Below are 23,551 nucleotides of genomic sequence, written 5' to 3' on the forward strand. Positions count from 1 at the left end.
CTTTTTTTTATGATGAAATCGCCGTTGATTCTTGCTGTGGATCATCCTTCACAAACAGGATGCCAAGCTGATGATGCTCCCCTTCGTAAGAAGCGCGTTTCTCAAACCTTGTCTGACCATTCAAGCCAATGATCTCAAGCTTTGTCAGAGCACGATTGGTTTGAAGGGCTTCGTAAAATTCCGAAACGGTTTTGACTTCAATTCCATTCACCTTTGTAATGACTTCTCCGATCTCAAGCTTTAAATCAGCTGCAGGTGTATTCGGAATGATTCCCAGCACCATCAGCCCTTGATTACGCTTAGAGAAGTAGAATGGAGCCGCATTGTCATTGACTCTCTGTTTCCATGAGAGGAAAGCTCTTCCGACAATCGCTATCAATACAGCTCCCCATGCAATCGGCTCAAACCAAATACTTGCAGCACCTAGAAAAGCAACAGCGAGTCCAAGCATGAGAATACGCCGTGCCGTAATTTGAATGCTCACAATTGGCAGTGATCCTTGAATCCGCTGCCCGAAACCGATGATGTATGGAATCAAAATAAATGAAAAGCTTTGATCGTGTACTTGAAGCACCGGCCACCATGGCAGAGAAGAAGTAAATTCACCTGCCGGCATCAGCAAAACAAGCGGTAAAAGCCACAGGCGGTTTGCCCGCTGCTGGCCAATCAAAAGTCCTCTCGCACTCATCACCATTGCAGGCGATGTTCGTAAATGCGCCGTTCGATAGGCTAGAATCCCCTCGGTCATTAATAAAAGACCTAGCAAAATAACAACGGCTGATGCATTCATCATTGAGAGCTGCGGCAGCCAAGAATGGCTGACTTGGAAAAACATCAGTCCAAGTGCCGCAATAAAACTGAAACCGAGTGTGTATGCAGACGAAAGCGCACTCGCCTTAAAGAATAAAGAGCAAACGATGGTCATCGCTGCAATCAGCACGATGAATCCAGGCGGGAGGGCAATCCCTAAGCCTACTGAAATGACGGATAGGCAAATCCCTAGAATCCATCCCTTTGAATATGTAAATTTAAGTTCATCGTATACATCTTCTATTCTTGTTTGAAACGCTTTTCTCTCCCGCTTTACGCGGATGTAGCCATGTAACAGGCTGATTAATATCATGAAATAAAAAAGAGGGTGGATTAAAAACAGACCGACCGCTTTTAATCCAGCTCCCATCCACTCCGAGCTCATTATCGTTCACCGCCCAAGTCAAGCATTTTCTCTTATTCTATCAAATAAATCGATGCTTGACACCAGGTTTATTTCTCCTGATTCATCCAAAGTGTGACATTCGACAGTGAAAAATCTTTTAAGTAGTGATTGACATCTACATCTAGTATGCCGCCGAGCAGCTGCATCGACCTCTTGATGTCGGTTAAGTTTATACCAAGTCTCTTATGATTATCCATTAAATAATTGAAGTATATCTCAGCACAGTCTTCATCGATTTCGTCGACTGATTCTACCGTTGTGTAATTGACCAAGTACCTGCTTAACAGCATGAGCAGACTTAATGCCTTTGTAGCGGAAAACGTCACATCTTTCGTACGACTCTTAAGCTCCTCTACCAACTCGTAATATTTTTTCTCTCTCACAATACTTGCCCTTTTCAATTGTGTACCCCCATTTACTAGTTCTTTTAAGAAAAGCGCAAACCTCGGTACAGCTTAATGCTCAAGCTGAATATCCGCAAAAAATAAAATATTTAAAATGAGTGCTACTTTATATTGTAAGAATTATTTATGTAACATACAACTTTCAAAAGTTTCATTTTCATGACATGTTTAAATCAACAGAAAGTCTCTTATATAAATATGTTATCGGGTAAAATCGAAGGAATGTTATGTTTTTTGTAAAATAAATGAATATATTTCTCGATATAATTTATTTTTAAGAATAAACTATTACATGTTCGTGACACTTATGAACCAAAAAAAAGAGGCATTTATTCGCCTCTTTATTTTTTAAGATATAGTGCTTTTAGTGCAGTCTGCAGTTGAAGATCATTTTTCTCATAGGATTTCACTTCATCCACCATTTTGTTCATCATTTTCGCTGTCTTCAGATCAATCACACCTGATTTATCGAGATTGTATGTGCTTTGGAAGGCTAGAACCGCCTTTTTCGTTTCTTCATCAAAGTAGCCGTCTACTCTGCCGGGGTCGAATGACAATCCCTTTAACAGCGTCTGTGCTTGTCTCACTTCTTCATTGTTCATATCTAGCTGAAGCGGTTCTTTCAGTTGAAGTGGGCCTACGGTAAAGTAATCTGGCTGATGAATCGCAATTGTTGGTACGACACCTTTTTTGTGAATCCAATTCCCTTTTGGCGTGAGCCATTTATACAGCGTTAATTTAATGTTACTGCCGTCACCCATTGGAACCGCCTGCTGCACAGTGCCTTTCCCAAAGGAGACATCACCGACGACTTCATATTTTCCGGCTTCTTTCATAGCACCAGCAAGTATTTCAGAAGCGGATGCACTGCCTTTATCGATTAAGACATTAACTGGGTAAGGCTTCTGTTCTTTCCGTTTTGAAAAATATCGTTTCCTGTCGCCGTTCCGTTCTGCAATTTGAATATAAGGCTGATCCTTCGTAATAAAATGCTTCAAAATGTCTTCTACACTTTGCAGATAGCCGCCAGGGTTCCCTCTCACATCCAGCACAAGACCTTCTATGCCCTTTTTCTCGAGTTGTTTCAGGCTTGACGTGAAATCCTTCGCAGTATCTTCAGAAAAGCTAGAGATCGCGATATAGCCCGTTTTATGACCATTTACCTCTTTCACAGAAGAAGTCACGGTTTCAAGCGGAATTTCTTCTCGTTTGATATGGAATGTTAACTCTTTTTCAATCCCATTTCGTCTGATTTTCAGAGCGACAGATGTTCCTTTTTTTCCTCTGATTTTCAGTACAGCATCGTTTAAGCTTTTTTCTTTCATCGGCTCACCATCAATGCTGATGATTTCATCTTTCGGCTTTAGACCTGCTTTTGCCGCAGGGGATTTTTTAAAGGCAGAGACGATAATGATTTTTCCTTCATCCATTCCCACTTCTGCCCCAATTCCTTCAAAAGAAGAATCAAGCGAATCAGAAAATTGCTTGGCGGTTTGCTTGTCCATGTATACTGAATACGGATCATTTAAAGTTGAAAGCATTCCTTGAATGGCGCCTTCAAGCAGCTTTTGGCGATCCACTTCCTCTACATATTCATTCGATATCAGGTCATAGGCTTTCTCGATTTTCTCCATCCCATTCTCTTTCGCCTTATCACTTGATTGAGCTTGTCCAGCCATTGCAGCAGCTGCTTGCGGTGACTCCGCATGAGTTCCCTCTTTATGCGTCATCACCCCTGCACTTATTAATAGAACGACACTTGCCATAATAGATGCGATTTGTTTTTTCATATTTGGCCTCCTTCTTCAACTCTTCCTGATGACCTGAGTTATTATATGCCAGAAGAAGGGATTTCATGTAAAGACATTCTCCCGCGAAGGCTTGACTAATCATTTCATTAGGTGTAATTTTTATTTTGTTATGATCGAGAAGGAGTCTTCGCTATGTATATTATATTGACGATGCTTTTATTAGGAATTTTATTAGGATTTGTAGGAGCAGGCGGGGCTGGTTTTGTCATCGCATTGCTTACGTTAATTTTTGATATCCCTATCCATACCGCACTCGGGACGTCTTTAGCCGCAATGGCATTTACGACGTTATCAGGTGCATACAGCCACTACCGGGAAGGGAATATTCAGCTGAAATCTGGTTTGATTGTCGGAGCTTTGGCTTGTGTTGCTTCTTTTGCAGGAGCTAAGGTTGCTCCTTTTATTCCAGAAGAAAGTCTGCACTATTTAACAGCTGGAATGCTCTTTTTATCCGCTGTGTTTATGATGATCAAATTATTTGTTCTTAAGGAAGACACTGAGCATCAGCCGCTTTCTTCACGTCAGCTGCTCATAAGGGGTATTATTTTAGGACTTGTATCCGGATTGCTGTCAGGTATGTTTGGTATTGGGTCTGCACCATTTATTCAAGTAGGACTTTTGATTTTACTGAGACTTTCCATTCGACAGGCAGTTGGCACGACAATGCTTGTCATTATTCCAATTTCCATCGGTGGTGGAATTGGATACATTACAGAGGGCTATGTTGATTTTATCTTGCTGATTCAAATTTTAATCGGAACAGTATTAGGGGCATTTATTGGCGCAAAATTCACACGCCTTGCACCGAAGCTCTTATTGAAATCGGCTGTACTGTTAACACCTATTATCGCCGGTTTACTGCTGTTATTTTAATTTCATTTAGAATAAAAAAGGCCGATAACATAATGTTATCGGCTTTTTGATTAGCGGATATATTGCGCTGGATTGACTGCATTTGATTTAGCGCCATTCCATAATCCTTTATGAATTTCAAAGTGGAGATGCTGACCATGTGATTGGCCTGTATTCCCCATATATCCAAGGAATTGTCCTTGCTCGACTCTCTGCCCTGTGGACACACTTCTTGTAGACAGGTGGGCATATACCGTTTGATAGGTCTGTCCATTGATATTATGCGTAATGAATATCACATTCCCGTAGCTCGATGAGTAGCTTGAGTTCGTGACTGTTCCAGATGCAGCTGCGACGACAGATACTGTGCCTTTTGCTGCAATATCTAAACCGTAGTGCTGTCCGCCTGAACGTCCGCCAAAGCCAGATGAGAATCGGCCAGCAGCTGGTTTAATAAAGCCGGAGCTGCTTGCTGGTGTATCAGATACTTGATCCGAGCCGCCGCTTTGAGGTGCAGGTGCACTTTTTTCAGCAGCTGCTTGTTCTGCTCTCTTCGCTTCTTCCTTTTGGCGGCGTGCTTCCTCAGACTTCACAGCCGCTTTTTGGTTCGCTAGAATTTCTTGTTCATTTTCAAGTTTGCCTAATTCATCATGGGCATGGTTCTTTTTATCTGTTACATCCCCTAAGATTTTCTCTTTTTCTTTTTGCTGTTTAGACAAATCCTTTTTCAGCTCTTCTAGCTCTTTCAGAGATGTTTCAAGTCCATTTAGCTGATTATTTAGCTCTGCTTCTTTTTGCTCCACCAGCTTTAAATCATTTTCATGTTCTGTAATCATGTCTTTGTCTGCTTCGACAATGGTTGTGACAGCTCCAACACGACCGACAAAATCACTAAAGCTGCGAGCACCCAGCAGCACATCTAAATAGTTGATCGTACCGCCGCTTTTTTGCATCGAACGAATTCGATCTTTGAATATAGCTTTTCTTTTTTCAATTCGATCATTGATGACTTGAATGTCTTTTTTTAGTTTCTTGATCTCTTGCTTCGTTTGTTTGACTTCTTTTTCTTTTTCAGCGACTTTTTCAGTTGCAGCACTTACCTTGTGGTCAATCTTTTCAATTTCTTTTTTGAGCTTGGATTCTTTCTTTTCAAGCTTAGCCAGCTCTGATTTCTTTTTCTTCAAAGTTGATTCAGTCTTTGATGTTTTCTCTTCGATTTGTTGACGTTTTTGATCTAGGTCTTCGTATGCGAATGCACGATTCTCGTTCCCTGGAATGTATAGCCACGTTGTTCCAATAAACGCTGCCATTCCAGCCATCATCAGCTTTCTTTTCAAAACGATATTCCCCTCCTATGACAACTGCCTGCATGAAGAGTCGACCGGATGAATCGGTTCAACCGGTCACACCTTCTATCAAATTCTCGAGTGCTGCCATCATAAATAGATTTATACTTTTAAGAATTTACGGATGGACGTCAAGCTTCCCCATACACCAATGATTGCACCGATCAATAGAAGGACCAGTGAAACTTGATAGACAAACGGGTTATATGGAAGCATGGAAATAAATGAGCCTTGTACTCTCGGTGCCACCCAGCCCACTGCATATTGATATGTGCCAAGCAATAGAGCTATTGGTATAATAGAACCAAATACACCAAGCAGTAATCCTTCAATAAAGAATGGCCAGCGGATAAACCAGTTCGTTGCACCTACGAGTTTCATAATCTCGATTTCTTTACGTCTAGCAAAAATCGTAATTTTGATCGTATTAGAGATCAAGAACATGGCTGTAAATAAAAGCCCAATAATGAGCGCAATCCCTACATTTCGCGCCACTCCGACCACATTAAAGAGTCGGCTGACTTCTTCTTTTCCATAGGTTACTTTATACGTACCCTTTAAGTTTTCTAATTTCTTCGCTACTTTTGGTGTATCGTGCGGATCTGATGTTTTCACAATAAACGCATCGTTTAATGGGTTTTCTTGATCAACAAGTCCCATGGATTGTCCATTTTCACCAAAGCTTTTAATCAGCGCTTTTAGTTCGTCATCTTTAGATGAGTACTTCACATCACTGATTTCAGGAATCTTCTCAATTTCTGCTTTTAATTCATCCTGCTGCTTTTGATTCGCCGTTAATTCGATTAACACTTTTACTTCTACTTCTTTTTCAGCGTTCGATGCCATGTTATTCAAGTTGAGCATAATCACAAGAAAAACCCCAACTAAAATCAATGTGACAGTGACCGCACTAATTGATGCAAATGTCATCCACGTGTTTCTTCCAAGTGAACGGAAGCTCTCACGTAAATGCCGCGAGAGAGTTTTAATCATAAATGCCGTACTCCCCTCTTGCTTCGTCACGCACAATCATTCCATCTTCGATTGCGATGACACGTTTCTTCATGCTGTTTACAATTTCTTTGTTGTGTGTCGCCATGACGACTGTTGTTCCGCGGTTATTAATCTCTTCGAGTGTCTTCATGATTTCCAAAGATGTGTCTGGATCAAGGTTTCCTGTCGGCTCATCTGCAATGACAACCTCAGGACTATTCACGATCGAGCGAGCGATAGATACACGCTGCTGTTCACCGCCAGACAGCTGGTCAGGAAATTGTCGTGCTTTGTGCTTGAGCTGTACCAAATCAAGTACATCCAGCACTTTTTTCTTAATGATATGAGGCTGTTCCCCAATGACTTCAAGAGCAAATGCCACATTCTCAAACACCGTGAGGGTTGGAAGTAGTTTGAAATCTTGGAATACTACGCCAATTTCTCTTCTTACGTAAGGAATTTCTTTTTCCTTAATTGAGGCTAAATCTCTGCTATTAATTAAGATTTTCCCTTTGGTTGGCTTCTCTTCACGATACATCATTTTGATGAAAGTGGATTTACCAGCACCACTGGGACCAACAACATACACAAACTCTCCTGGGTGGATAGAGACATTGATTCCATTGATCGCCTTTACACCGTTAGGATAGATCTTGTAGACTTCCTTCATTTCAATCATGTAATCACCTAATCTTTTCTTATTGCTGACTAACAGCTTATCATGATGTTTTGACACTTATCGTCAAAAAACGTTATGTATGGTCACGCACATACCCTTCGATACGTACAAGCAATTTATGTCCTTTTCATCCAAAAAGATGAAAAAATGAATCGTCTAAATTTCAACAACTCCAATTATACGTCATGAATCGACGCAATGGTATTACATTTATATTTCAAAACTTATAGTTAAAAGGTAAAAAGAACAAGTAAAACCGATAAACATGTCTTTTTACCCTTATTTTTTTAATAAAATTTAATATAATACGTTTTCATACTATTCAAAAGTCTTTTTCTACATATAAAAAACAAAAAACCTTGTCGATTAGACAAAGGTTTTATTTTTTCTCTGCAAGCCATTTTGCTACTTCTTTTGCTTGCTTCTCATCTACCATTCCGCTTGGCATAGAGCCTTTACCATTCTGTGCAATATCTGCGATTTGGCTTTCATTATATTTCTTCCCTACTTCTTTCAGGCTTGGTCCGCCTCCACCAGATAGGTCTTTCCCATGACAGCCAATACAGTTTTGCTGATAAATTTCCTCACCACTGCTCACAGTTGAAGCACTTTTGCTGCCTTCTTTGTCACTGCTGCTTGAATTTCCTCCACAAGCCGCAAGAACAAGAAGCATCACTGCAAACAGCATCATTAATCCGCTTTTTTTCATCAATTTCCCTCCCTTACAATCATTTGGTCAACGCTATTATATCCTTGTTTACGCCCTTTTAAAACCCTCACCAAGCACCTCTTTTGCATCCATTACGATGACAAATGCTGATGCATCGATTGCTTTCACCACTTGTTTCAACTTTGTGAATTGTGACTGCCCAACGACACACATCAGAATTGGACGGTCATGGTCGGTATATCCACCGACTGCTGAGATCTTTGTGACACCACGGTCAATTTGATCAAATACTGCCTGCCTGACCTCATCCTCATGCCCTGTAATGATCATCGCCATTTTCGAATGACTGAAGCCGGCCTGTACGACATCAATCGTTTTACTTGAAATAAACACACCAATGACAGCGTACAGTCCCTCTTCAATCCCAAAAGCAGTCATCGCAGCCAAGACAATTAGGCCATCCATCATCGCTAAACAGGTGCCAAGCGTGAGGCCTGTATATTTATTGATGATTTTGGCAGCGAGCGCCGTTCCACCTGTTGATCCATTTCCAAGGAACACGAGCCCTATTCCGATCCCAATCACCACTCCGCCAAAAATGGCTGCTAAGAGCGCTTCATGTGTCACAGGTGCAATATGTCTTGTGACAAACACCATCAAAGGTAAAAAAATAGAGCCAACGAGCGTTTTCACGCCAAATGTCCCGCCTAATAAATAAAAACCAGCGATAAACAGCGGAATATTGAGTCCCCATTGCACATACGCCGCCTCAAAGCCGAATGACTGCATAATCGTACTAATACCGCTCACTCCACCTGCAGCAATCTGATTCGGTAATAATAACGTATTAAATCCAATCGCCACAATGGCTGATCCGATTAAAATGAACAAGTAATTTTTCGCTTCAATCCATAATTGTGAATGTCCCTGCTTCATGTCTTTCTTCCTCCGTTACTTCTGAATGCACACCTATTTTAAGCCCTCCTAAAACGAATGTAAATAACAGCCAAATGCAGTGCTAATGGATTAATACTTTATCACACAAACGGATCAGCGTACTTGCCGTTTGGCATAGGAGCAAATGATGGTATATTTAATATGTACATGAGAAAGAAGGGACATGCGATGAAGAAAATCCTGAAGATAACAGGCATGACATTACTTGCACTGATCATCTTGGCTTTTGGTGCTTTCTATACATGGAGCCGCTTTACATACGGACCATCCGCCGCATTAAAAAAGCAAGTGAACATCGAGCAAGTGGAACATAAAAACGATGTGTATACATTTGCATCAGCAAAAAGCGATACTGGTATTATTCTCTATCCCGGGGCAAAGGTGGAACCAATTGCGTACACCTATATTGGGAATGAACTGATGAAAAAAGGTTATTCTGTCTTTATCCCTGACATGCCATTTTCGTTTGCGATTTTTAATACAAACAAAGCACACGATATTATGAAAGTTCATCAAACGATCAAACACTGGTATATTGGCGGTCATTCATTAGGCGGAACAGCTGCCGCTATGTTTGCAGAAAAAAACCAGCGCAAGCTCGACGGTCTCTTTTTCTTTGCGTCTTATCCAGCATCAGATAACTTGAAATCATCGTCCTTGAACGTACTCTCTATATCAGGTGAAAAGGATGGGCTTGCGACACAAGAGAAAATCAAGAAATCGAAAACAAATCTGCCGTCTCAAACCGTTTACCATGAAATAAAAGGCGGGAACCATGCTCAGTTTGGCATGTACGGCAAACAAAAAGGTGATCAGCCTGCGGACATTCCAGCCCTCACGCAGCAAAAGGATATCATTCAGACCATGCTTGAATGGCTAAAACCAGGAAAAAAGCTCCCGTAATAGGAGCTTTTCATTTTTACTTTTTCGTCGCTTCTAAAAACTCTTCAGCGTCTGCTACAGCTAAACCAATGGCTTCCTCCCAAAAGGCTTTTTGGGTAAGATCGACGCCTAAATGCTTATGAGCCAAATCTTCTACTGTCATTGAAGCTGTATCCTTTAGTAATGCAATGTACTTCTCTTCAAACGAAGTACCAGCCCGCAAGGCTTTTGCATAAATCCCTAGTGAGAACATGTAGCCAAATGTGTATGGGAAATTATAAAACGGTACACCTGTGATATGGAAATGCAGCTTAGACGCCCAGAAATGTGGATGGTATTCATCTAAAGAGTCACCGAAGGCTTCCTTCTGCGCTTCTACCATCAGCTCATTCAACCGATCCGCCGGCACTTCTCCTTGTTTACGCTCTTCATAAAAACGCTGTTCAAATAAGAAACGAGATTGAATGTTCATGAAAAATGCTACACTCCGCTGCAGCTTATCCTCTAACAAACTGAGACGCTCCTCTTCATTTGCCGCTTCTTTTAATGAAGCATCAGCCACAATCATTTCTGCGAATGTCGACGCCGTTTCAGCTACATTCATCGCATATTTGCGATTAAGAATGCGAACATCCTGCATCACTTCCTGATGGAACGAATGACCAAGCTCATGCGCGAGTGTCGCCACATTGGACGGACTTCCTGAGAAGGTCATAAAAATGCGGGACTCTCCGCTGTCAGGGAAATTTGTACAAAAACCGCCAACTCGTTTATTTGGACGATCCTCAGCTTCTATCCAGCGTTCATTAAAGGCTTTTTCTGTAAAGGCAGCAAGCTCTTCTCCAAATCCAGCGAAATGTTTCACAATAAAAGCAGCTGCTTCCTGATACGGATAAATCTTGGTCTCACTGCCAATAGGAGCCCCAACATCAAACCAGCTTAGCTTATCCACTCCAAGCATATCTGCCTTTCGATGTAAGTAATCAATGAATGGCTGCTTATGTTCATCAATCACAGACCACATTGCATCAAGGGTTTCTTGTTTCATCCGGCAAATATCAAGCGGCTCTTTTAAAATATGATCCCAGCCTCTTGCTTCATATACTTGTAAACGAAAACCTGCCAGATGGTTTAGGGTGCTTGCAAATAGATGTTCATCCTGCGTCCATGCGTGCTCTAAGTTATGATATACGGCCTTTCTGACTTCACGATCTGAATCATCCATCGCATTTTCCGCTTGGCCGACAGAGATCATCTGCGTTACACCATCTTGTTCAAATGGGATCATAATCTTATTCACCAAGCTAGAATAAAGATCATCCCACGCATGGTAGCCATCTACAGCTAATCTTTGTATCAATGTTTCTTGTTCAACAGGCAATTGATCCTTCACGCGCTCTCTTCGTTCATTTAATATGTAGCGCACATCTGAAAAGGCTTCTGAATTCATGAGATCTTCCCATTTGCTAGGAGAGATGGCAGCAAGCGCTTGATCAAACAGCGCAAGAATGGTACCTAAATCAGCTTCCAGCTTGGCAATCGTACCTCGAAGACTGCCAGCCTTCATATCCTTTGTATTTTGAGATTGAAGACAGGAAACAAATGAACCTGCTTGAGACAGTTTTTTATATGTCGTTTCATACGTGTCAAGGACAGACGTTAACCTGCTTTCAATGTGTGTATCTTCTTTTGAAAAGGCATCGACCTTTTGTCTTAATTCATCTAATAGCTGCTGAATGTGTTGCAGGTATGTCTTAAATTCTGGTGAAGAACTGCCTCCTTTAAAAAAGGCATCTAAATCCCACGTCTCTTGTAATGGTGTTAATCCCAAAATATTTCCCCCTTTATTTGCTAATTTCATCATACAAAGGATATAGAGTCAGTATGGCGTATGTATTCCTTTATATTCATTATATTTTCTCACAATTAAAAAAACCCAGCAAGAAGCCGAGTTTTTATGATAATTTCGAACGTAAGTAAGCATCGATAAATGAATCTAAATCTCCATCCATGACCGCTTGAACATTTCCCATCTCCGTATTGGTTCGATGGTCTTTCACAAGAGAATACGGATGGAATACATAAGAGCGAATTTGGCTTCCCCAGCCAATTTCTTTCTGCTCTCCTCTAATTTCATCCAATTCAGCCTGCTGTTCTTCGATCCGTCTTTGATAAAGTTTCGATTTCAGCATTTTCATCGCACGTTCTCTGTTTTTGATTTGTGATCTTTCTGTTTGGCATGTCACCACAACATTGGTTGGTATGTGTGTGATACGAACGGCAGAGTCAGTCGTATTGACGTGCTGTCCACCTGCACCGCTGGCACGGTACGTATCTACCTTGATATCCTCTGTCCGAATATCAATATCAATTTCTTCATTGAACTCCGGCATGACATCACAGGAAACGAACGATGTATGCCTGCGGCCAGATGAATCAAAAGGAGAAATACGAACCAAACGATGGACACCTTTTTCTGCTTTTAAGTACCCGTATGCGTTATGCCCTTTGATGAGCAATGTCACAGATTTAATTCCTGCTTCATCACCAGGAAGATAATCAAGCGTTTCAACCTTAAAGCCTCTGCGCTCTGCCCAGCGAGTATACATTCTCAGAAGCATAGAACCCCAGTCCTGTGATTCAGTACCGCCTGCACCAGGGTGAAGCTCAAGAATGGCATTGTTTTTATCATATGGTTCACTTAAGAGAAGCTGCAACTCAAACTCGTTAAACTGCTTGGTTAAGTTCTTCAGCTCTTTTTCAAGCTCTGCATGAAGCTCCTCGTCATAATCTTCCTTTAATAGGTCATGTGTCATTTGCAGCTCTTCATGAGATTCACTGAGCTCATGGTATGCATTCACATTATCCTTTAGTGCATTGGCTTCATTGATGACGCCTTGTGCCTTTTGCTGATCATTCCAAAAATCAGCTTCTGACATTGTCGCTTCAAGTTCTGCAATTTTGGCTTCTTTTGTTTCGAGGTCAAAGAGACCCCCTAAAATCAGCTAGCCTGCTAGCCATATTTTCAAGCTCTTGTCTAATTTCTACTAATTCCATATCCTTCACCTCATAGATGTATGGGAGCTGACATGAATAGAAAGAGGTTTTCACCTCTTTCCATTACTTATTCTGTCTTCCCATGACAATTTTTATATTTCTTGCCGCTACCGCAGTGACATGGTGAGTTTCGTCCAATGTCTACGACTTTACGTACCGGCTTCTTTTTCACTGTCTTCTCCTCATCACCCTCTTGAGGCTGATGAGCTGTTGTTTGACCTTGAACGACTTCTTCACGTTCTAAGTTGTTTTGGATTTCTGATTTTAAGACATATTTGGCTACATCATCTTCGATTGAAGCAACCATATGCTCAAACATCGCAAATCCTTCCATTTGATACTCACGAAGCGGATTCGTTTGTGCATACGCGCGTAAATGAATCCCTTGGCGCAGCTGATCCATTGCATCGATATGATCCATCCACTTTGAATCCACCGCACGAAGAACGATGACTTTTTCAAATTCTCGCATTTGTTCATCGCCATATGTTTCTTCTTTTGCATCGTATTTTTCTTTAATACGATCCATGATGAAGGAGGTGATTTCATCAGCTTCTTTGCCATAAATATCTTTGACCGAAATGGCTCCTTCATCTAAATAGTTCGTATTGATTAATTCAACAAGCCCATCTAGTTTCCATTCTTCAGGAAGCTCTTCTTTCGGCGTATAAGAACCAACAGCCCGCTCAATTGAAGATTGAATCATATTGATGACAATCGATTTTAAGTTATCAGAATCGATGACTTCAAAGCGCTGTTTGTAAATCACTTCACGCTGCTGACGAAGTACATCGTCATATTGCAGAAGCTGTTTACGGGAATCAAAGTTGTTCCCCTCGACGCGTTTTTGAGATGATTCAACGGCTTTAGACACCATTTTACTTTGGATAGGTGTAGAGTCATCCATGCCAAAGCGGTCAAGCATCGCCATCGTGCGCTCTGCACCAAATCGGCGCATCAATTCATCTTCCATGGAGAGATAGAATTGAGTAATCCCTGGGTCTCCTTGACGACCAGAACGTCCGCGAAGCTGGTTATCAATACGTCGTGATTCATGACGCTCTGTCCCAATTACAGCTAGACCGCCAAGCTCTTTGACGCCTTCGCCAAGCTTGATGTCCGTACCACGACCTGCCATGTTTGTCGCAATGGTGACGGCACCTTTTTGACCAGCCTCTTCAATAATTTGTGCCTCACGCTCATGGTTTTTCGCATTTAACACTTGATGAGGAATCCCTTTATTTTTAAGCAGCTTAGAAATAAGCTCAGATGTTTCAACCGCTACTGTTCCGACAAGAACTGGCTGCCCTGTCATATAACGCTGCGCAACATCCTCAGCCACTGCTTTAAATTTACCTTCCATTGTGCGGTAAATTAAATCAGGTCTATCATCACGAACCACTGGTTGATTGGTCGGAATTGTCACAACCTGCATGTTGTAAATGTTACGGAATTCTTCTTCTTCCGTTTTCGCTGTACCAGTCATACCAGATAGCTTTTCATACATACGGAAGTAGTTCTGGAACGTAATCGTTGCAAGGGTCATACTTTCGTTCTGCACTTCGAGACCTTCTTTTGCCTCAATAGCTTGATGCAGACCTTCACTATAACGGCGTCCTTTCATTAAACGTCCTGTGAAAGAGTCAACAATAACGACTTGGCCTTCTTCAACGACATAATCCACATCTTTTTGCATCGCAACATGTGCCTTCAGCGCCTGAGCGATGTGATGGTTCAGCGCAACATGCTTAACATCAAATAAGTTCTCGATGCCGAATGCTTTTTCCGCCTTCGTCATTCCGCTTTCTGTCAGCTGTACACTTTTTGTTTTAATATCATATGTGAAATCATCTTCTATTTTTAATGTACGAACAAATGCATTGGCTTGTACGTAAAGCTTTGTAGATTTCGCAGCTTGTCCAGAAATGATAAGAGGTGTTCTCGCTTCATCAATTAAGATGGAGTCAACCTCATCGATCACGGCATAATGAAGCGGTCTTTGAACCATTTGCTCTTTGTAAAGCACCATGTTATCTCGTAAATAGTCAAAGCCCAGTTCATTGTTTGTTGAATACGTGATATCAGCGGCATACGCTTCTCTTTTTTCATCTTTGTCTAAGCTGTTTAAGTTTAAGCCAACCGTTAAGCCAAGAAATTCAAAAATCTTGCCCATTTCCTCTGCATCACGGCTTGCCAAATATTCGTTGACTGTCACAATGTGGACGCCTTTTCCAGAAAGAGCATTTAAATAAACAGGCATTGTTGATGTCAACGTTTTACCTTCACCTGTTTTCATCTCAGAGATGTTGCCTTCATGAAGCGCGATCCCCCCCATGAGCTGCACCTTAAACGGGTACATTCCTGTCACGCGGCGTGATGCCTCGCGAACCGTTGCAAATGCTTCAACCAACAGGTCATCCACGGATTGTCCTTTTTCAAGTTTTTCTTTAAATTCAATCGTTTTATTTCGTAAAGCCTCGTCAGATAATTTCTCGAAATCTTGTGCGAGAGCTTCGATTTCATTTGCTTTTTTTTCATATTTGCTGATCGTACGTTTCGTAGGATCAAACACTTTGTTTAAGATTCCAAGCATATAATAACGCTCCTCTATTTCATGCAATTTTTCGGCATGTCCAAAAGATTGACAGGTCCATATTTACCTGCATTTATCATACCATACCTTCCTTCATTTCCAAAGAATTTGCAATGATTTCGCACAAAAAACCCGCCCCTTATGAAGGGAACGGGTTTACTTTTTTTAGGTTGTTTTTAGATGAAATTAAGCGTTTGGCTCAATGAGTCCATATTTGCCATCATTTCGGCGATAGACCACATTGGTCAAATTTGTCTCAGCATTTGTGAAGACGAAGAAACTATGACCTAACATGTTCATTTGAAGAATGGCCTCTTCGCTATCCATCGGTTTTAAATTGAATCGTTTTTGTCTGACGATTTCTGTTTCATCAATTTCTTCGTCATCTTGAACAGCTACATCAGCCGTCCCATTTCCTCCAGCAAATAAGTGTTTTTTGGCACCTTGCTCGCGGAATTTACGGTTTACTTTTGTTTTGTGTTTTCGAATTTGACGTTCTAATTTACTGGCTGCTAGGTCTACTGCATTGTACATATCTTCATTATGCACCTCAGCTCGAAGTGCTAGATCAGTCATTGGAATGGTAACCTCAACTTTAGATTCTTGATCATTGTAAAACTTCAAGTTCACGTTGACTGAAGCATCTACGTCTGTTTCAAAATAACGCTCCAGCTTTCCAATTTTTTTCTCGACATGATCTCTTAGTGCAGGTGTTACGTCGATGTTTTCTCCTCTGACATTGTAATTCATGTAAAGAACGCCTCCTTTAAAATTAAGGATATGTAAACCTATTTCTACTTTTCCCTCCTTTTCTCCTGCTCAAACGTAAAAAAAATGTGAATATTCATTGAAATTTGTCGAATTTTGCGGTGCTTCAACTGTTGCTTGATAGGTGATGAATATATATTCGGCTCATTCTTGAAAAAGACCAGCTCACGTTTAAATCGTGAAAGATGAAATGGATGTTTTCAGCGAATGAGATAAGGTTTTTAAATCTTCCGCCGCTGCTTTCATCTCTTCATTTGCCGCCAATGATTCTTCAACAGCCGCAGACATGTACTCCGTCTCTTCTGAATTGCGTTTGGCTCCTTCTTCAATGACCCCAACCGTCTGAGATATTTCCTCTGTACTAGCTGAAATTTGCTCTGCAGTGGCTGAAAGTTCTTCTGATTTCATTGAAATATCACGAATAGATTCCAGAATTTCATGAAAGCTCTGTTCAGACAATTGCGATACTTTCACACCTTCTGCTACATCCTGCTCAACCTTTGTCATCGAATGTGATGATTTTTTAGTATCTTTGTTCACGTTCGCGAGTAATTGACTAATTTGATCTGTCAGCTGACTAGATTCTTCCGCCAGTTTCCTCACTTCATCTGCTACAACCGCAAAGCCTCTTCCATGTTCTCCTGCTCTTGCCGCTTCAATAGCAGCATTTAAAGCAAGCAAATTCGTTTGGTCAGCAATGGCATGAATATGACCTAACAAACCTTCAATGCCAGTAAACTGGGCTTGTACATGGGCCATTGTGGAATGGTGTTCATTCACAGACGCTTTTATAGAGCTCATTTGTTTTACAAATTGCTGAATAAGAGCTGCACCCTCTTCAGCCTTTTCAGTCACTGAAATTGAGTGACCCGAAACATCGGATGTGTGTTCAGCTGCATTTTGCATACCAGTCGAGACTTCTTGAATCGCAGAAGCTACTTTTCCGACCGCGTCTGATTGTTCACGTGAAGCTTCACCGACCTGTTCAATCGAACTAGATGTCTGCTCGCTAGCCGATATGGTTTCATGAATGGTTTCCTCAAACTGAGCAGCAGAATCAGCTAATTGTCTTGATCCATGTTGCACCTGTAAAATGAGCTGACGTAAATGAGTCGTCATTTGATTAAAAGCGGTACCGAGTTGGCCAATCTCATTTTTAGAGGTCACTTCGATCTCTTCAAGTGTAAGATCACCATCTGCCATCCTTCTCGCGGCATTTGTGACAGAAACAATCGGCTTTGTCATACGATAAACGAATCTTGTCCCAATCACCAAAAAGCCAACAATAATGACCGCACTGACTAGAATGAGTGTGAATAATAATTTATTACTGTCTTGATTGAGCTGATTGATTTTCTGGTCACGTTGCTTCAACTGGGTTTGAGCAAATTCTTTTGTAAAGGTATGTATTTCTTGTTCGATAGGCTGTAATTCTTGACTGAGGCGGGTGTTGAATTCTTTTTGATTTTGCATATTCAATGAATTAAATAGTCGGTTCGTTGAGGTGTAGTAGAGATAATTTTTTTCTGAGATTTGATCTAATAGATTTTTTACTTGTTTGACAGCGCTCATTTTTGAAGCTTCAGTTGTTTTCTTATTAATCTCTTCATATGTTTGCTCAATTTTCTGTAAATTCCCAGCATCTTGCACGACAACATAGGTTTTGATTTGCGCTTCCTGCTTTTGCAAAAGCGCCTCTAATTCCAGTGAGGTCTGATAAAGCTTCACTTCTTTGCTGAGAAGCGTCTTGTAGGATTGATCTGTTTTGTAATAGATAAAGCTTGAGAACCCTAAAATACTGACAAACAATACACATATGACAATAAGCCCAAACAAAAATTGATTTTTTAGTCTCATAATTTCCTCCAAATGGTCTGAATTGAACAAAAATTAATGAATGACATACGGCCTCATACAGGCATGTATTTCATCCATCCACTTTCTATATTCAGGTATAAAATATGATGTAAGGAATGATTGGAAGTGATTTGAAGGGAATGTATAGAAAGCTAGTATATCAAAACTTAAAAAAATTTGATCAAACGAACGAATCGTTTTGGCAAAGTGCTCATTTTCTATAATTGAAAGCAGAAGGGGATGTGTTGTCTCTAAATGAAAGAAGGCATGGATCAGATCATTAAAGATCCGATCCCCTTCAGTTTTAGCAAAATCCTTCTCAATTTCATCTAAATATTTTAGACTCTCTTCTATCGTATATAGAAGTTCATAATATGTGGTTAATAAAATATAGTCATCTGAACGATACGCCACAGGTCTCACCTAATTATTTCCGTTTATCGTAATATACGCCGTCACTCGTCATAGGCTGGTATGGATTTTGATAATTCAGCTGTTTCGTTTTCTTTTTTTGAATGGCTTGAATATCTGCTTTGATCCCATTTTGGATCACAGTTAATTGCTTCGCCATCTGTTGATCTGTTTGGATGATTTCTTTGATTTTCTCTTTTTCTTGATCCGTCAGCTCATGCTGAATATCTCTCATTAATTCGTCTCTCTCAATCAAAAAGGCATCAAAGTCTTCAACCAAGGTGTCACTTTGCGGATTTGCCGCTATTTCGGCTGCCATTTTTAATGTTTGGTCATGCAGCTGGTCCACAATACTCATAGAGATCCCCCGATAGAGTGGTGGCGCCCTTTTCGATCGGTTTGAATAACTTCCTTCCACGCATCACGAAAATCAGTTACGTATTGCTCTACTTCATTCAACATCTCTTCGTCATTTTGAAGATTGGCTTCAATCAGTCTGCGATAAATGTAATCATACATACTTGCCATACTCTTTGATACGTCATAAGAACGATTTAAGGTGACATTTAATTCTTGAATGATGTTTTGAGCCTTTTTCAGGTTCACATTTCTCGTTTCTGCATCCTCTTTTTGAATGGCATACTTCGCTAGTCTAATGAACTTTAAGCAGCCTTCATAAAGCATAAGCGTCAACTCAGCAGGTGTTGCAGTCTCAATAGAATTTTTCTGATAGGCGGCATAAGGGTTCTGTATTGCCATATGTTATAAACCTCCAATTATTGTCCAAGCAGTTGAGAAAGATATCCAGATTGGTTGTTTAGCTTTTGAATCGCGCTATCCATGGCGTTAAACTTTTTGTAGTAGCGGGCTTCCACTATTTTTAAACGATCTTGGAATGTACCCATTCGTTTTGTTAAAGAATCAAGGTCCTTACCAAGTCCGTATTCCTTTAATTCCATTGTTGTGCTGCCAGCCTTTGTTTGAATGCTCTTCGAGAAGGCTGATAAGGAATTTTTGACACGATAAATGATTCCTTGTTCGTTATATTGCTGCTGCGCTTTATCTTGATCTTTTGAATCCACATTTAACGATCCTGAGATAAACATTTGACTGACCTTCTGCGGGTCTTCTTCAATGGCTTTTCTTAATTTCTCTACTCCATTAATATCCTTAATAAATTCAAGCTTCCCGCCATCTTTATACTTGGATGATGTAGAAATACCGATTTGTGTGATGTGAATTTTATTCGCATCACTTGTCGTAATATCAGCATAAAAATCACTTCTTATTTTAGAGGCACCAGATCGTAAAATGGAATCACTTCTCAGCAAGCCAGACTTCGCTGTCGTTTCCCATAGCTCCACTTCTTTGTCAGACATCGCTTTTTTCTCTTCAGCCGTTAATGGGTGATAGTCTCTGTTTCTTTTTTCATTGACTTTGCCATTGACCTGCTCAACGAGTTCGTTGTATTTATCAACAAATTGTTTAATTTTATCAAAGATTGCATCGACATCTGTTGAAACGTTTAAGCTGACAGGCTTATCCGTTGTCCCTTTTAGCTCGTACGTAATACCAGCCTGCTCAAATGTATTGTTGTTATTTTCCATTTTCAGACCATTAATCTCGTATTGTGCTTTTTGTCCTTGAGTGGTCGCAACTAATTTGTTATCTCCATCCACTTGGAAGCCTAATTGAGTAAAGAATGAAGCTGAATTACCATCAACTGCTTTAATACTGACACCTTCACCTGTTGCCCGTGAAGTGAGAGCGACCGTATCGACATAATTAGATCCGTCAAAGATCTGTCCTTTGTAAGCTGTCACACCTAATTGCGAGTTGTTCAGCTTTTTCACGATGTCATCAATTGTATCGGTATCAGAAGTATTGATCGTCACCGTTTTCGGTTTTGTCGAATCTGGTGTCGTCACTTCGAATGTAAACGTGCCATTTGCAGGTGTAAAACCAGAAGTACCAGACGATTTGAAGACAGAAGCTGTCGCTAGTTGGGTTACATTGATTGAGCCAGAGGCAGCATTTGTTGATCCAGTTGCTGTGACAGCAGATTCATTAGAGCTTGTCACCTTTTTTGCGCCAAATGTACTTGGGCGCGTTAAATTTAAACTGTTGATCAGATCATCTAATTCTTTAACTTTCGAATTTACCTCGCGATAACTGTCTCTTTGCCATTCAAGTGTTTGTTTCTGGCGTGTCATTTTATCAAGTGGTGCTTGCTCTGTTTTCATGAGTTTTGATACGATTTCGTCAATATCAAACACATTTGAAAATCCAGTAATTCGATTGACCATTGTTTATGTTCTCCCTTCACTTACATCCTTTTATCTACAAATAAACCGACAATTTCTGTCATTGCCGCATAGAAATCAAGCCATTCCTTGGAAGGAATCTCTCTAATGACTTCTTCTGTTTGGTTATCTACGACTTTGACATAATATTCATTGAGTTTTTCATGTAATTCAAATTGCAGATGAAATTGAGTGGGCTCAATGAGCTTGTTTGCTCCTTGAAGCGTTTTTTCAATTTCTTCTTTTGAAACGACCTTGCCATTTGCTTGTAAATCAGAGTTTACATTGTCATTCTGGTTATTAGAAACACGGGTTTGAAATGCATCGATAATTGGCTCTAGCGATGTCAACTTACCAACAGACATAGTTATTCAGCTCCTGTGCTTTAATCTATCTTTTATATCGGCTTTGAATTTTCAAATTAAATATAGATGGACAGATTTGTTAAAGTTTCATATAGATTATAAACACCCACACCGAAACGCTTTCATACGGAGAAGGACAACTGAATTAGATAAAAAAATCCTCACTTTTTTTGTGAGGATAATTGAGTGAGGAGATCTACGGATAAACTCGCAGCACGATTGTTCTCTTCTTGAATAGACAGGTACACTTCTTTCCTGTGAATATCAATGTGCTTAGGAGCCTCGATCCCGATTTTCACTTGATCGCCTTCGATTGAAATAATCTTGACTTCAATATCATCGCCAATTTGAATCGACTGGTTTAATTTACGCGAGAGAACTAACATGAGGATGACACCTCTAACAAATGTTTTGTATGATAGGCTGAATCATGCAAAATCACCTGCTTGGCTTTCATGTTTTTCCGGTTCACAATAATAGGCGCTCTTAAATTGGCTGTCGTTTTTTCAATAGAAGATTCCATTGTTAAGATCACCATTACTTCCACATCATTGGCATCTTCTACTTCTAGAATATCTACGACCGTTTCGTCTAGATCGAATTCATATTGATTGAAAAATAAAAACGGACTGCTGACAATAAAGCCTAACTCTGCGTTTTTCAATGATTGAAGAACTAAAAATGGAGACTCTTCTGATAAAGGTAAAATGACAAACTGTTTTTGATCCAGAAATCCTGGTATTCCATTAGAGAAGTTGATAATTTGCTCCTCTTTGATTGTCACTTCACCATGGTATTTTGTTTGAATGATCATAATTCACGACCTTTTTCATTTTTCTTAACTATACCTTATCACCATTTTGGCCCGTTTCGTCAACTTCTATTTTTAAATCTGGGTATTGTAACATATCAATATTGACCTTACCTGGCTGGTAGTTAACGATTGGTTTATGAGGCGTTGCCTCTATGATAGCTTTTTGAGGCTCCACATCAATTTGAAGCTCAGATGGCTGATAGTGAATTTTCACACTAAAGAATGAAGGGATCACACCAATGGTGAATTGTTTGGCTGGAGGAGCGCCATTGATTTTGGCAAATTCGGCAATTGCATTCCCACCATTCTCAATCTTGATGAGTTCACTGCCTTCTTCCGCTCTTCGGCCCATTCCTTCTCCAACAGCACGTTTCCCCTCAGCTGCCCATTCTTCAGAACGCCTAAAAATCGACTTGATATCCATATCGGCAAATGCCTCAGTTTGGTCTATTGTTAATTTTGACGGTGTCCTTGTGATATTCATGACAGCTCTTGGCTGCTGAATCTCAAGGTCCGCTCTTGGCTGCTCTACTTCTTGCCGAGAAGAAGTTGTCGACATTTGCAGCTTTGCATAGGTTTGTTGCATTAACAATCTAGGGATTTGCATATAGGTACACCTCCATGATGCAAAAAAGCACCCAACGGATGCTTTTTATTATCTTAAGAAATCGACAAGGGATGGCTGAATGACTTTAGCCGTCGTTGCTAAAGCAGCTCTATTCACAGTCTCTTGTTGAAGAAGATCAAGAATCGCTTTTTCACTTTCAACATCTTCATTATCGGATTTAGCATCTTTCAGCACTTGGAATTGTGAAGTTAAACGGCTGCCTACTAAGTCAACACGATTTGAACGGGCTCCTAGGTCCGAGCGCTCAGCACTCATCACTTCTTTAAACTGATCGATACTTCCTAACGCATCATCAGAATTCGCGAACGTTCCATTTTTCAATGAGTTTTCTAAATCCGTCAGCATTTCAATGACATTTTGACCGCTGGCAGACTGTCCACCAAACGCTGAGATTGGATTTGAGTTCACATTTAAAGTGATACCATCAGAAATGTTCGACTTAACGGCATTTGCATCTGTATAGTTTTCAAAGTTAAACGTAAACGTACCATCTGCGTTCTCGACAACTGGTTTGACATTTGTATTCGTTCCATTAAATACGAATTTACCTAACATCTGAGTGTTCATTGCGTCAATGATTTGTTTCTTCATCTGGCCAATTTCCACTCCGATAGCTGCTAAATCTTCTGGCTGCTTTGTTCCGTTAGCCGCATCAAGCACTTTATCTCGTACATTTGACATAATATCAATGATTTCAGTGACACTTGTTTCAGATGTATCAATCCAGTTTTGTGCTTCATTTAAGTTTTTTTGATATTGTTCATTTCGAAACATTGCTGTGCTATATTGAAGGCTTTTTACTGCTGCAACGGGATCATCAGACGTTTTTGTGAAACGTCTCCCTGTTTGTGCTTGCTCATTTATTTTAGAAAGTTTTTCATAACTTTTACTAATATTACGAAGTGAGTTTTGAGAAATCATACCTTGTGTGACTCGCATCAGCTA

24 protein-coding genes are annotated in these 23,551 nt (G+C 40.4%); 2 read left to right on the forward strand and 22 right to left on the reverse strand.

The genetic code is table 11. The features are described from left to right. Positions 1-7: 7 nt before the first annotated feature. From MKZ03_RS16195 to ctpB, 3 genes are all read right to left on the reverse strand, one after another. The gene (locus MKZ03_RS16195; protein WP_341032427.1) at positions 8-1,195 is read right to left on the reverse strand and encodes a PDZ domain-containing protein; all 1,188 of its coding nucleotides are present in this window, start codon (positions 1,193-1,195) and stop codon (positions 8-10) included. Between the two features lie 68 nt (positions 1,196-1,263). Then, a complete protein-coding gene (locus MKZ03_RS16200; RefSeq protein WP_007500014.1) occupies positions 1,264-1,617 on the reverse strand; it encodes a swarming motility protein SwrAA in 354 nt (117 codons plus the stop codon). A 344-nt stretch (positions 1,618-1,961) separates the two neighbouring features. Further along, positions 1,962-3,410 (reverse strand): carboxy-terminal processing protease CtpB, encoded by a 1,449-nt coding sequence (gene ctpB / locus MKZ03_RS16205; protein WP_341032428.1) that lies wholly within the window; start codon positions 3,408-3,410, stop codon positions 1,962-1,964. Between the two features lie 153 nt (positions 3,411-3,563). Here ctpB and MKZ03_RS16210 point away from each other — a divergent pair, with 153 nt between their 5' ends. Further along, a complete protein-coding gene (locus MKZ03_RS16210) occupies positions 3,564-4,304 on the forward strand; it encodes a sulfite exporter TauE/SafE family protein (RefSeq protein ID WP_034660126.1) in 741 nt (246 codons plus the stop codon). Between the two features lie 50 nt (positions 4,305-4,354). Here MKZ03_RS16210 and MKZ03_RS16215 read toward each other — a convergent pair whose 3' ends face one another. The 5 genes from MKZ03_RS16215 to MKZ03_RS16235 form a co-directional block, all read right to left on the reverse strand. Beyond that, positions 4,355-5,620, reverse strand: coding sequence for a murein hydrolase activator EnvC family protein (locus MKZ03_RS16215; protein ID WP_341032430.1), 1,266 nt, complete (start codon positions 5,618-5,620; stop codon positions 4,355-4,357). A gap of 111 nt (positions 5,621-5,731) precedes the next feature. Next, positions 5,732-6,622, reverse strand: coding sequence for a permease-like cell division protein FtsX (ftsX, locus tag MKZ03_RS16220; protein WP_034660128.1), 891 nt, complete (start codon positions 6,620-6,622; stop codon positions 5,732-5,734). Then, a complete protein-coding gene (gene ftsE / locus MKZ03_RS16225; RefSeq protein ID WP_034660129.1) occupies positions 6,615-7,301 on the reverse strand; it encodes a cell division ATP-binding protein FtsE in 687 nt (228 codons plus the stop codon). The genes ftsX and ftsE overlap by 8 nt, the downstream gene beginning before the upstream one ends. 379 nt (positions 7,302-7,680) lie before the next feature. Then, on the reverse strand, positions 7,681-8,010 hold the full coding sequence (cccB, locus tag MKZ03_RS16230; RefSeq protein ID WP_106030555.1) for a cytochrome c551: 330 nt from the start codon (positions 8,008-8,010) through the stop codon (positions 7,681-7,683). Between the two features lie 48 nt (positions 8,011-8,058). Further along, complete coding sequence (locus tag MKZ03_RS16235; protein ID WP_106030556.1) at positions 8,059-8,907, reverse strand: YitT family protein; 849 nt, start codon at positions 8,905-8,907, stop codon at positions 8,059-8,061. Positions 8,908-9,096: 189 nt separating this feature from the next. Here MKZ03_RS16235 and MKZ03_RS16240 point away from each other — a divergent pair, with 189 nt between their 5' ends. Continuing rightward, complete coding sequence (locus MKZ03_RS16240) at positions 9,097-9,831, forward strand: alpha/beta family hydrolase (RefSeq protein WP_307500326.1); 735 nt, start codon at positions 9,097-9,099, stop codon at positions 9,829-9,831. A gap of 16 nt (positions 9,832-9,847) precedes the next feature. Here the strand turns inward: MKZ03_RS16240 and MKZ03_RS16245 are convergent, their stop codons facing one another. The 14 genes from MKZ03_RS16245 to flgL all read right to left on the reverse strand — a co-directional run bounded on the left by MKZ03_RS16245 (position 9,848) and on the right by flgL (position 23,545). After that, on the reverse strand, positions 9,848-11,641 hold the full coding sequence (locus tag MKZ03_RS16245) for a M3 family oligoendopeptidase (protein ID WP_106030558.1): 1,794 nt from the start codon (positions 11,639-11,641) through the stop codon (positions 9,848-9,850). Between the two features lie 124 nt (positions 11,642-11,765). Beyond that, a protein-coding gene (gene prfB / locus MKZ03_RS16250) for a peptide chain release factor 2 (protein ID WP_106030559.1) occupies positions 11,766-12,867 on the reverse strand; the annotation gives its coding sequence in 2 pieces (ribosomal slippage) (positions 11,766-12,794 and positions 12,796-12,867; 1,101 coding nt in all). Positions 12,868-12,934: 67 nt separating this feature from the next. Further along, positions 12,935-15,460, reverse strand: coding sequence for a preprotein translocase subunit SecA (gene secA, locus MKZ03_RS16255; RefSeq protein WP_060597383.1), 2,526 nt, complete (start codon positions 15,458-15,460; stop codon positions 12,935-12,937). Positions 15,461-15,646: 186 nt separating this feature from the next. Continuing rightward, entirely contained in the window at positions 15,647-16,210 is a 564-nt protein-coding gene (gene hpf / locus MKZ03_RS16260; RefSeq protein WP_003213481.1) for a ribosome hibernation-promoting factor, HPF/YfiA family, read from the reverse strand. A gap of 189 nt (positions 16,211-16,399) precedes the next feature. Further along, positions 16,400-18,085, reverse strand: coding sequence for a methyl-accepting chemotaxis protein (locus MKZ03_RS16265; protein WP_341032434.1), 1,686 nt, complete (start codon positions 18,083-18,085; stop codon positions 16,400-16,402). 33 nt (positions 18,086-18,118) lie between these two features. Further along, complete coding sequence (locus MKZ03_RS16270; RefSeq protein ID WP_034318623.1) at positions 18,119-18,499, reverse strand: hypothetical protein; 381 nt, start codon at positions 18,497-18,499, stop codon at positions 18,119-18,121. Between the two features lie 13 nt (positions 18,500-18,512). After that, the gene (fliT, locus tag MKZ03_RS16275) at positions 18,513-18,854 is read right to left on the reverse strand and encodes a flagella biosynthesis regulatory protein FliT (protein ID WP_106036482.1); all 342 of its coding nucleotides are present in this window, start codon (positions 18,852-18,854) and stop codon (positions 18,513-18,515) included. Continuing rightward, positions 18,851-19,255: a flagellar export chaperone FliS gene (gene fliS, locus MKZ03_RS16280; protein ID WP_058013567.1), complete on the reverse strand. Its 405-nt coding sequence runs from the start codon at positions 19,253-19,255 to the stop codon at positions 18,851-18,853. The genes fliT and fliS overlap by 4 nt, the downstream gene beginning before the upstream one ends. A 17-nt stretch (positions 19,256-19,272) precedes the next feature. Next, on the reverse strand, positions 19,273-20,802 hold the full coding sequence (locus MKZ03_RS16285) for a flagellar hook-associated protein 2 (protein WP_307500330.1): 1,530 nt from the start codon (positions 20,800-20,802) through the stop codon (positions 19,273-19,275). A gap of 20 nt (positions 20,803-20,822) precedes the next feature. Next, on the reverse strand, positions 20,823-21,164 hold the full coding sequence (flaG, locus tag MKZ03_RS16290; RefSeq protein ID WP_060597391.1) for a flagellar protein FlaG: 342 nt from the start codon (positions 21,162-21,164) through the stop codon (positions 20,823-20,825). 161 nt (positions 21,165-21,325) lie between these two features. Further along, positions 21,326-21,550 (reverse strand): carbon storage regulator CsrA, encoded by a 225-nt coding sequence (csrA, locus tag MKZ03_RS16295; RefSeq protein WP_106050641.1) that lies wholly within the window; start codon positions 21,548-21,550, stop codon positions 21,326-21,328. Next, positions 21,544-21,978, reverse strand: coding sequence for a flagellar assembly protein FliW (gene fliW, locus MKZ03_RS16300; protein WP_307500331.1), 435 nt, complete (start codon positions 21,976-21,978; stop codon positions 21,544-21,546). Before fliW ends, csrA begins: the two co-directional genes overlap by 7 nt. Before the next feature lie 28 nt (positions 21,979-22,006). After that, on the reverse strand, positions 22,007-22,585 hold the full coding sequence (locus tag MKZ03_RS16305; protein WP_106050640.1) for a DUF6470 family protein: 579 nt from the start codon (positions 22,583-22,585) through the stop codon (positions 22,007-22,009). A gap of 48 nt (positions 22,586-22,633) precedes the next feature. Further along, positions 22,634-23,545 (reverse strand): flagellar hook-associated protein FlgL, encoded by a 912-nt coding sequence (gene flgL / locus MKZ03_RS16310; RefSeq protein WP_106050639.1) that lies wholly within the window; start codon positions 23,543-23,545, stop codon positions 22,634-22,636. Positions 23,546-23,551 lie beyond the last annotated feature (6 nt).

The organism is Bacillus sp. FSL R5-0431 (assembly GCF_038002985.1).
GTDB lineage: Bacteria > Bacillota > Bacilli > Bacillales > Bacillaceae > Bacillus.

Excerpts from the sequence above, each read along its gene's own strand:
- MKZ03_RS16305 (WP_106050640.1), bottom strand. The coding sequence starts at position 22,585 with ATGCAAATCCCTAGATTGTTAATGCAACAAACCTATGCAAAGCTGCAA.
- cccB (WP_106030555.1), bottom strand. The coding sequence starts at position 8,010 with ATGAAAAAAAGCGGATTAATGATGCTGTTTGCAGTGATGCTTCTTGTT.
- fliW (WP_307500331.1), bottom strand. The coding sequence starts at position 21,978 with ATGATCATTCAAACAAAATACCATGGTGAAGTGACAATCAAAGAGGAG.
- MKZ03_RS16265 (WP_341032434.1), bottom strand. The coding sequence starts at position 18,085 with ATGAGACTAAAAAATCAATTTTTGTTTGGGCTTATTGTCATATGTGTA.
- hpf (WP_003213481.1), bottom strand. The coding sequence starts at position 16,210 with ATGAATTACAATGTCAGAGGAGAAAACATCGACGTAACACCTGCACTA.
- MKZ03_RS16285 (WP_307500330.1), bottom strand. The coding sequence starts at position 20,802 with ATGGTCAATCGAATTACTGGATTTTCAAATGTGTTTGATATTGACGAA.
- fliT (WP_106036482.1), bottom strand. The coding sequence starts at position 18,854 with ATGAGTATTGTGGACCAGCTGCATGACCAAACATTAAAAATGGCAGCC.
- secA (WP_060597383.1), bottom strand. The coding sequence starts at position 15,460 with ATGCTTGGAATCTTAAACAAAGTGTTTGATCCTACGAAACGTACGATC.
- MKZ03_RS16195 (WP_341032427.1), bottom strand. The coding sequence starts at position 1,195 with ATGAGCTCGGAGTGGATGGGAGCTGGATTAAAAGCGGTCGGTCTGTTT.
- flaG (WP_060597391.1), bottom strand. The coding sequence starts at position 21,164 with ATGTCTGTTGGTAAGTTGACATCGCTAGAGCCAATTATCGATGCATTT.
- ftsE (WP_034660129.1), bottom strand. The coding sequence starts at position 7,301 with ATGATTGAAATGAAGGAAGTCTACAAGATCTATCCTAACGGTGTAAAG.
- csrA (WP_106050641.1), bottom strand. The coding sequence starts at position 21,550 with ATGTTAGTTCTCTCGCGTAAATTAAACCAGTCGATTCAAATTGGCGAT.
- ftsX (WP_034660128.1), bottom strand. The coding sequence starts at position 6,622 with ATGATTAAAACTCTCTCGCGGCATTTACGTGAGAGCTTCCGTTCACTT.
- ctpB (WP_341032428.1), bottom strand. The coding sequence starts at position 3,410 with ATGAAAAAACAAATCGCATCTATTATGGCAAGTGTCGTTCTATTAATA.
- flgL (WP_106050639.1), bottom strand. The coding sequence starts at position 23,545 with ATGCGAGTCACACAAGGTATGATTTCTCAAAACTCACTTCGTAATATT.
- MKZ03_RS16240 (WP_307500326.1), top strand. The coding sequence starts at position 9,097 with ATGAAGAAAATCCTGAAGATAACAGGCATGACATTACTTGCACTGATC.
- fliS (WP_058013567.1), bottom strand. The coding sequence starts at position 19,255 with ATGGCAATACAGAACCCTTATGCCGCCTATCAGAAAAATTCTATTGAG.
- MKZ03_RS16235 (WP_106030556.1), bottom strand. The coding sequence starts at position 8,907 with ATGAAGCAGGGACATTCACAATTATGGATTGAAGCGAAAAATTACTTG.
- MKZ03_RS16210 (WP_034660126.1), top strand. The coding sequence starts at position 3,564 with ATGTATATTATATTGACGATGCTTTTATTAGGAATTTTATTAGGATTT.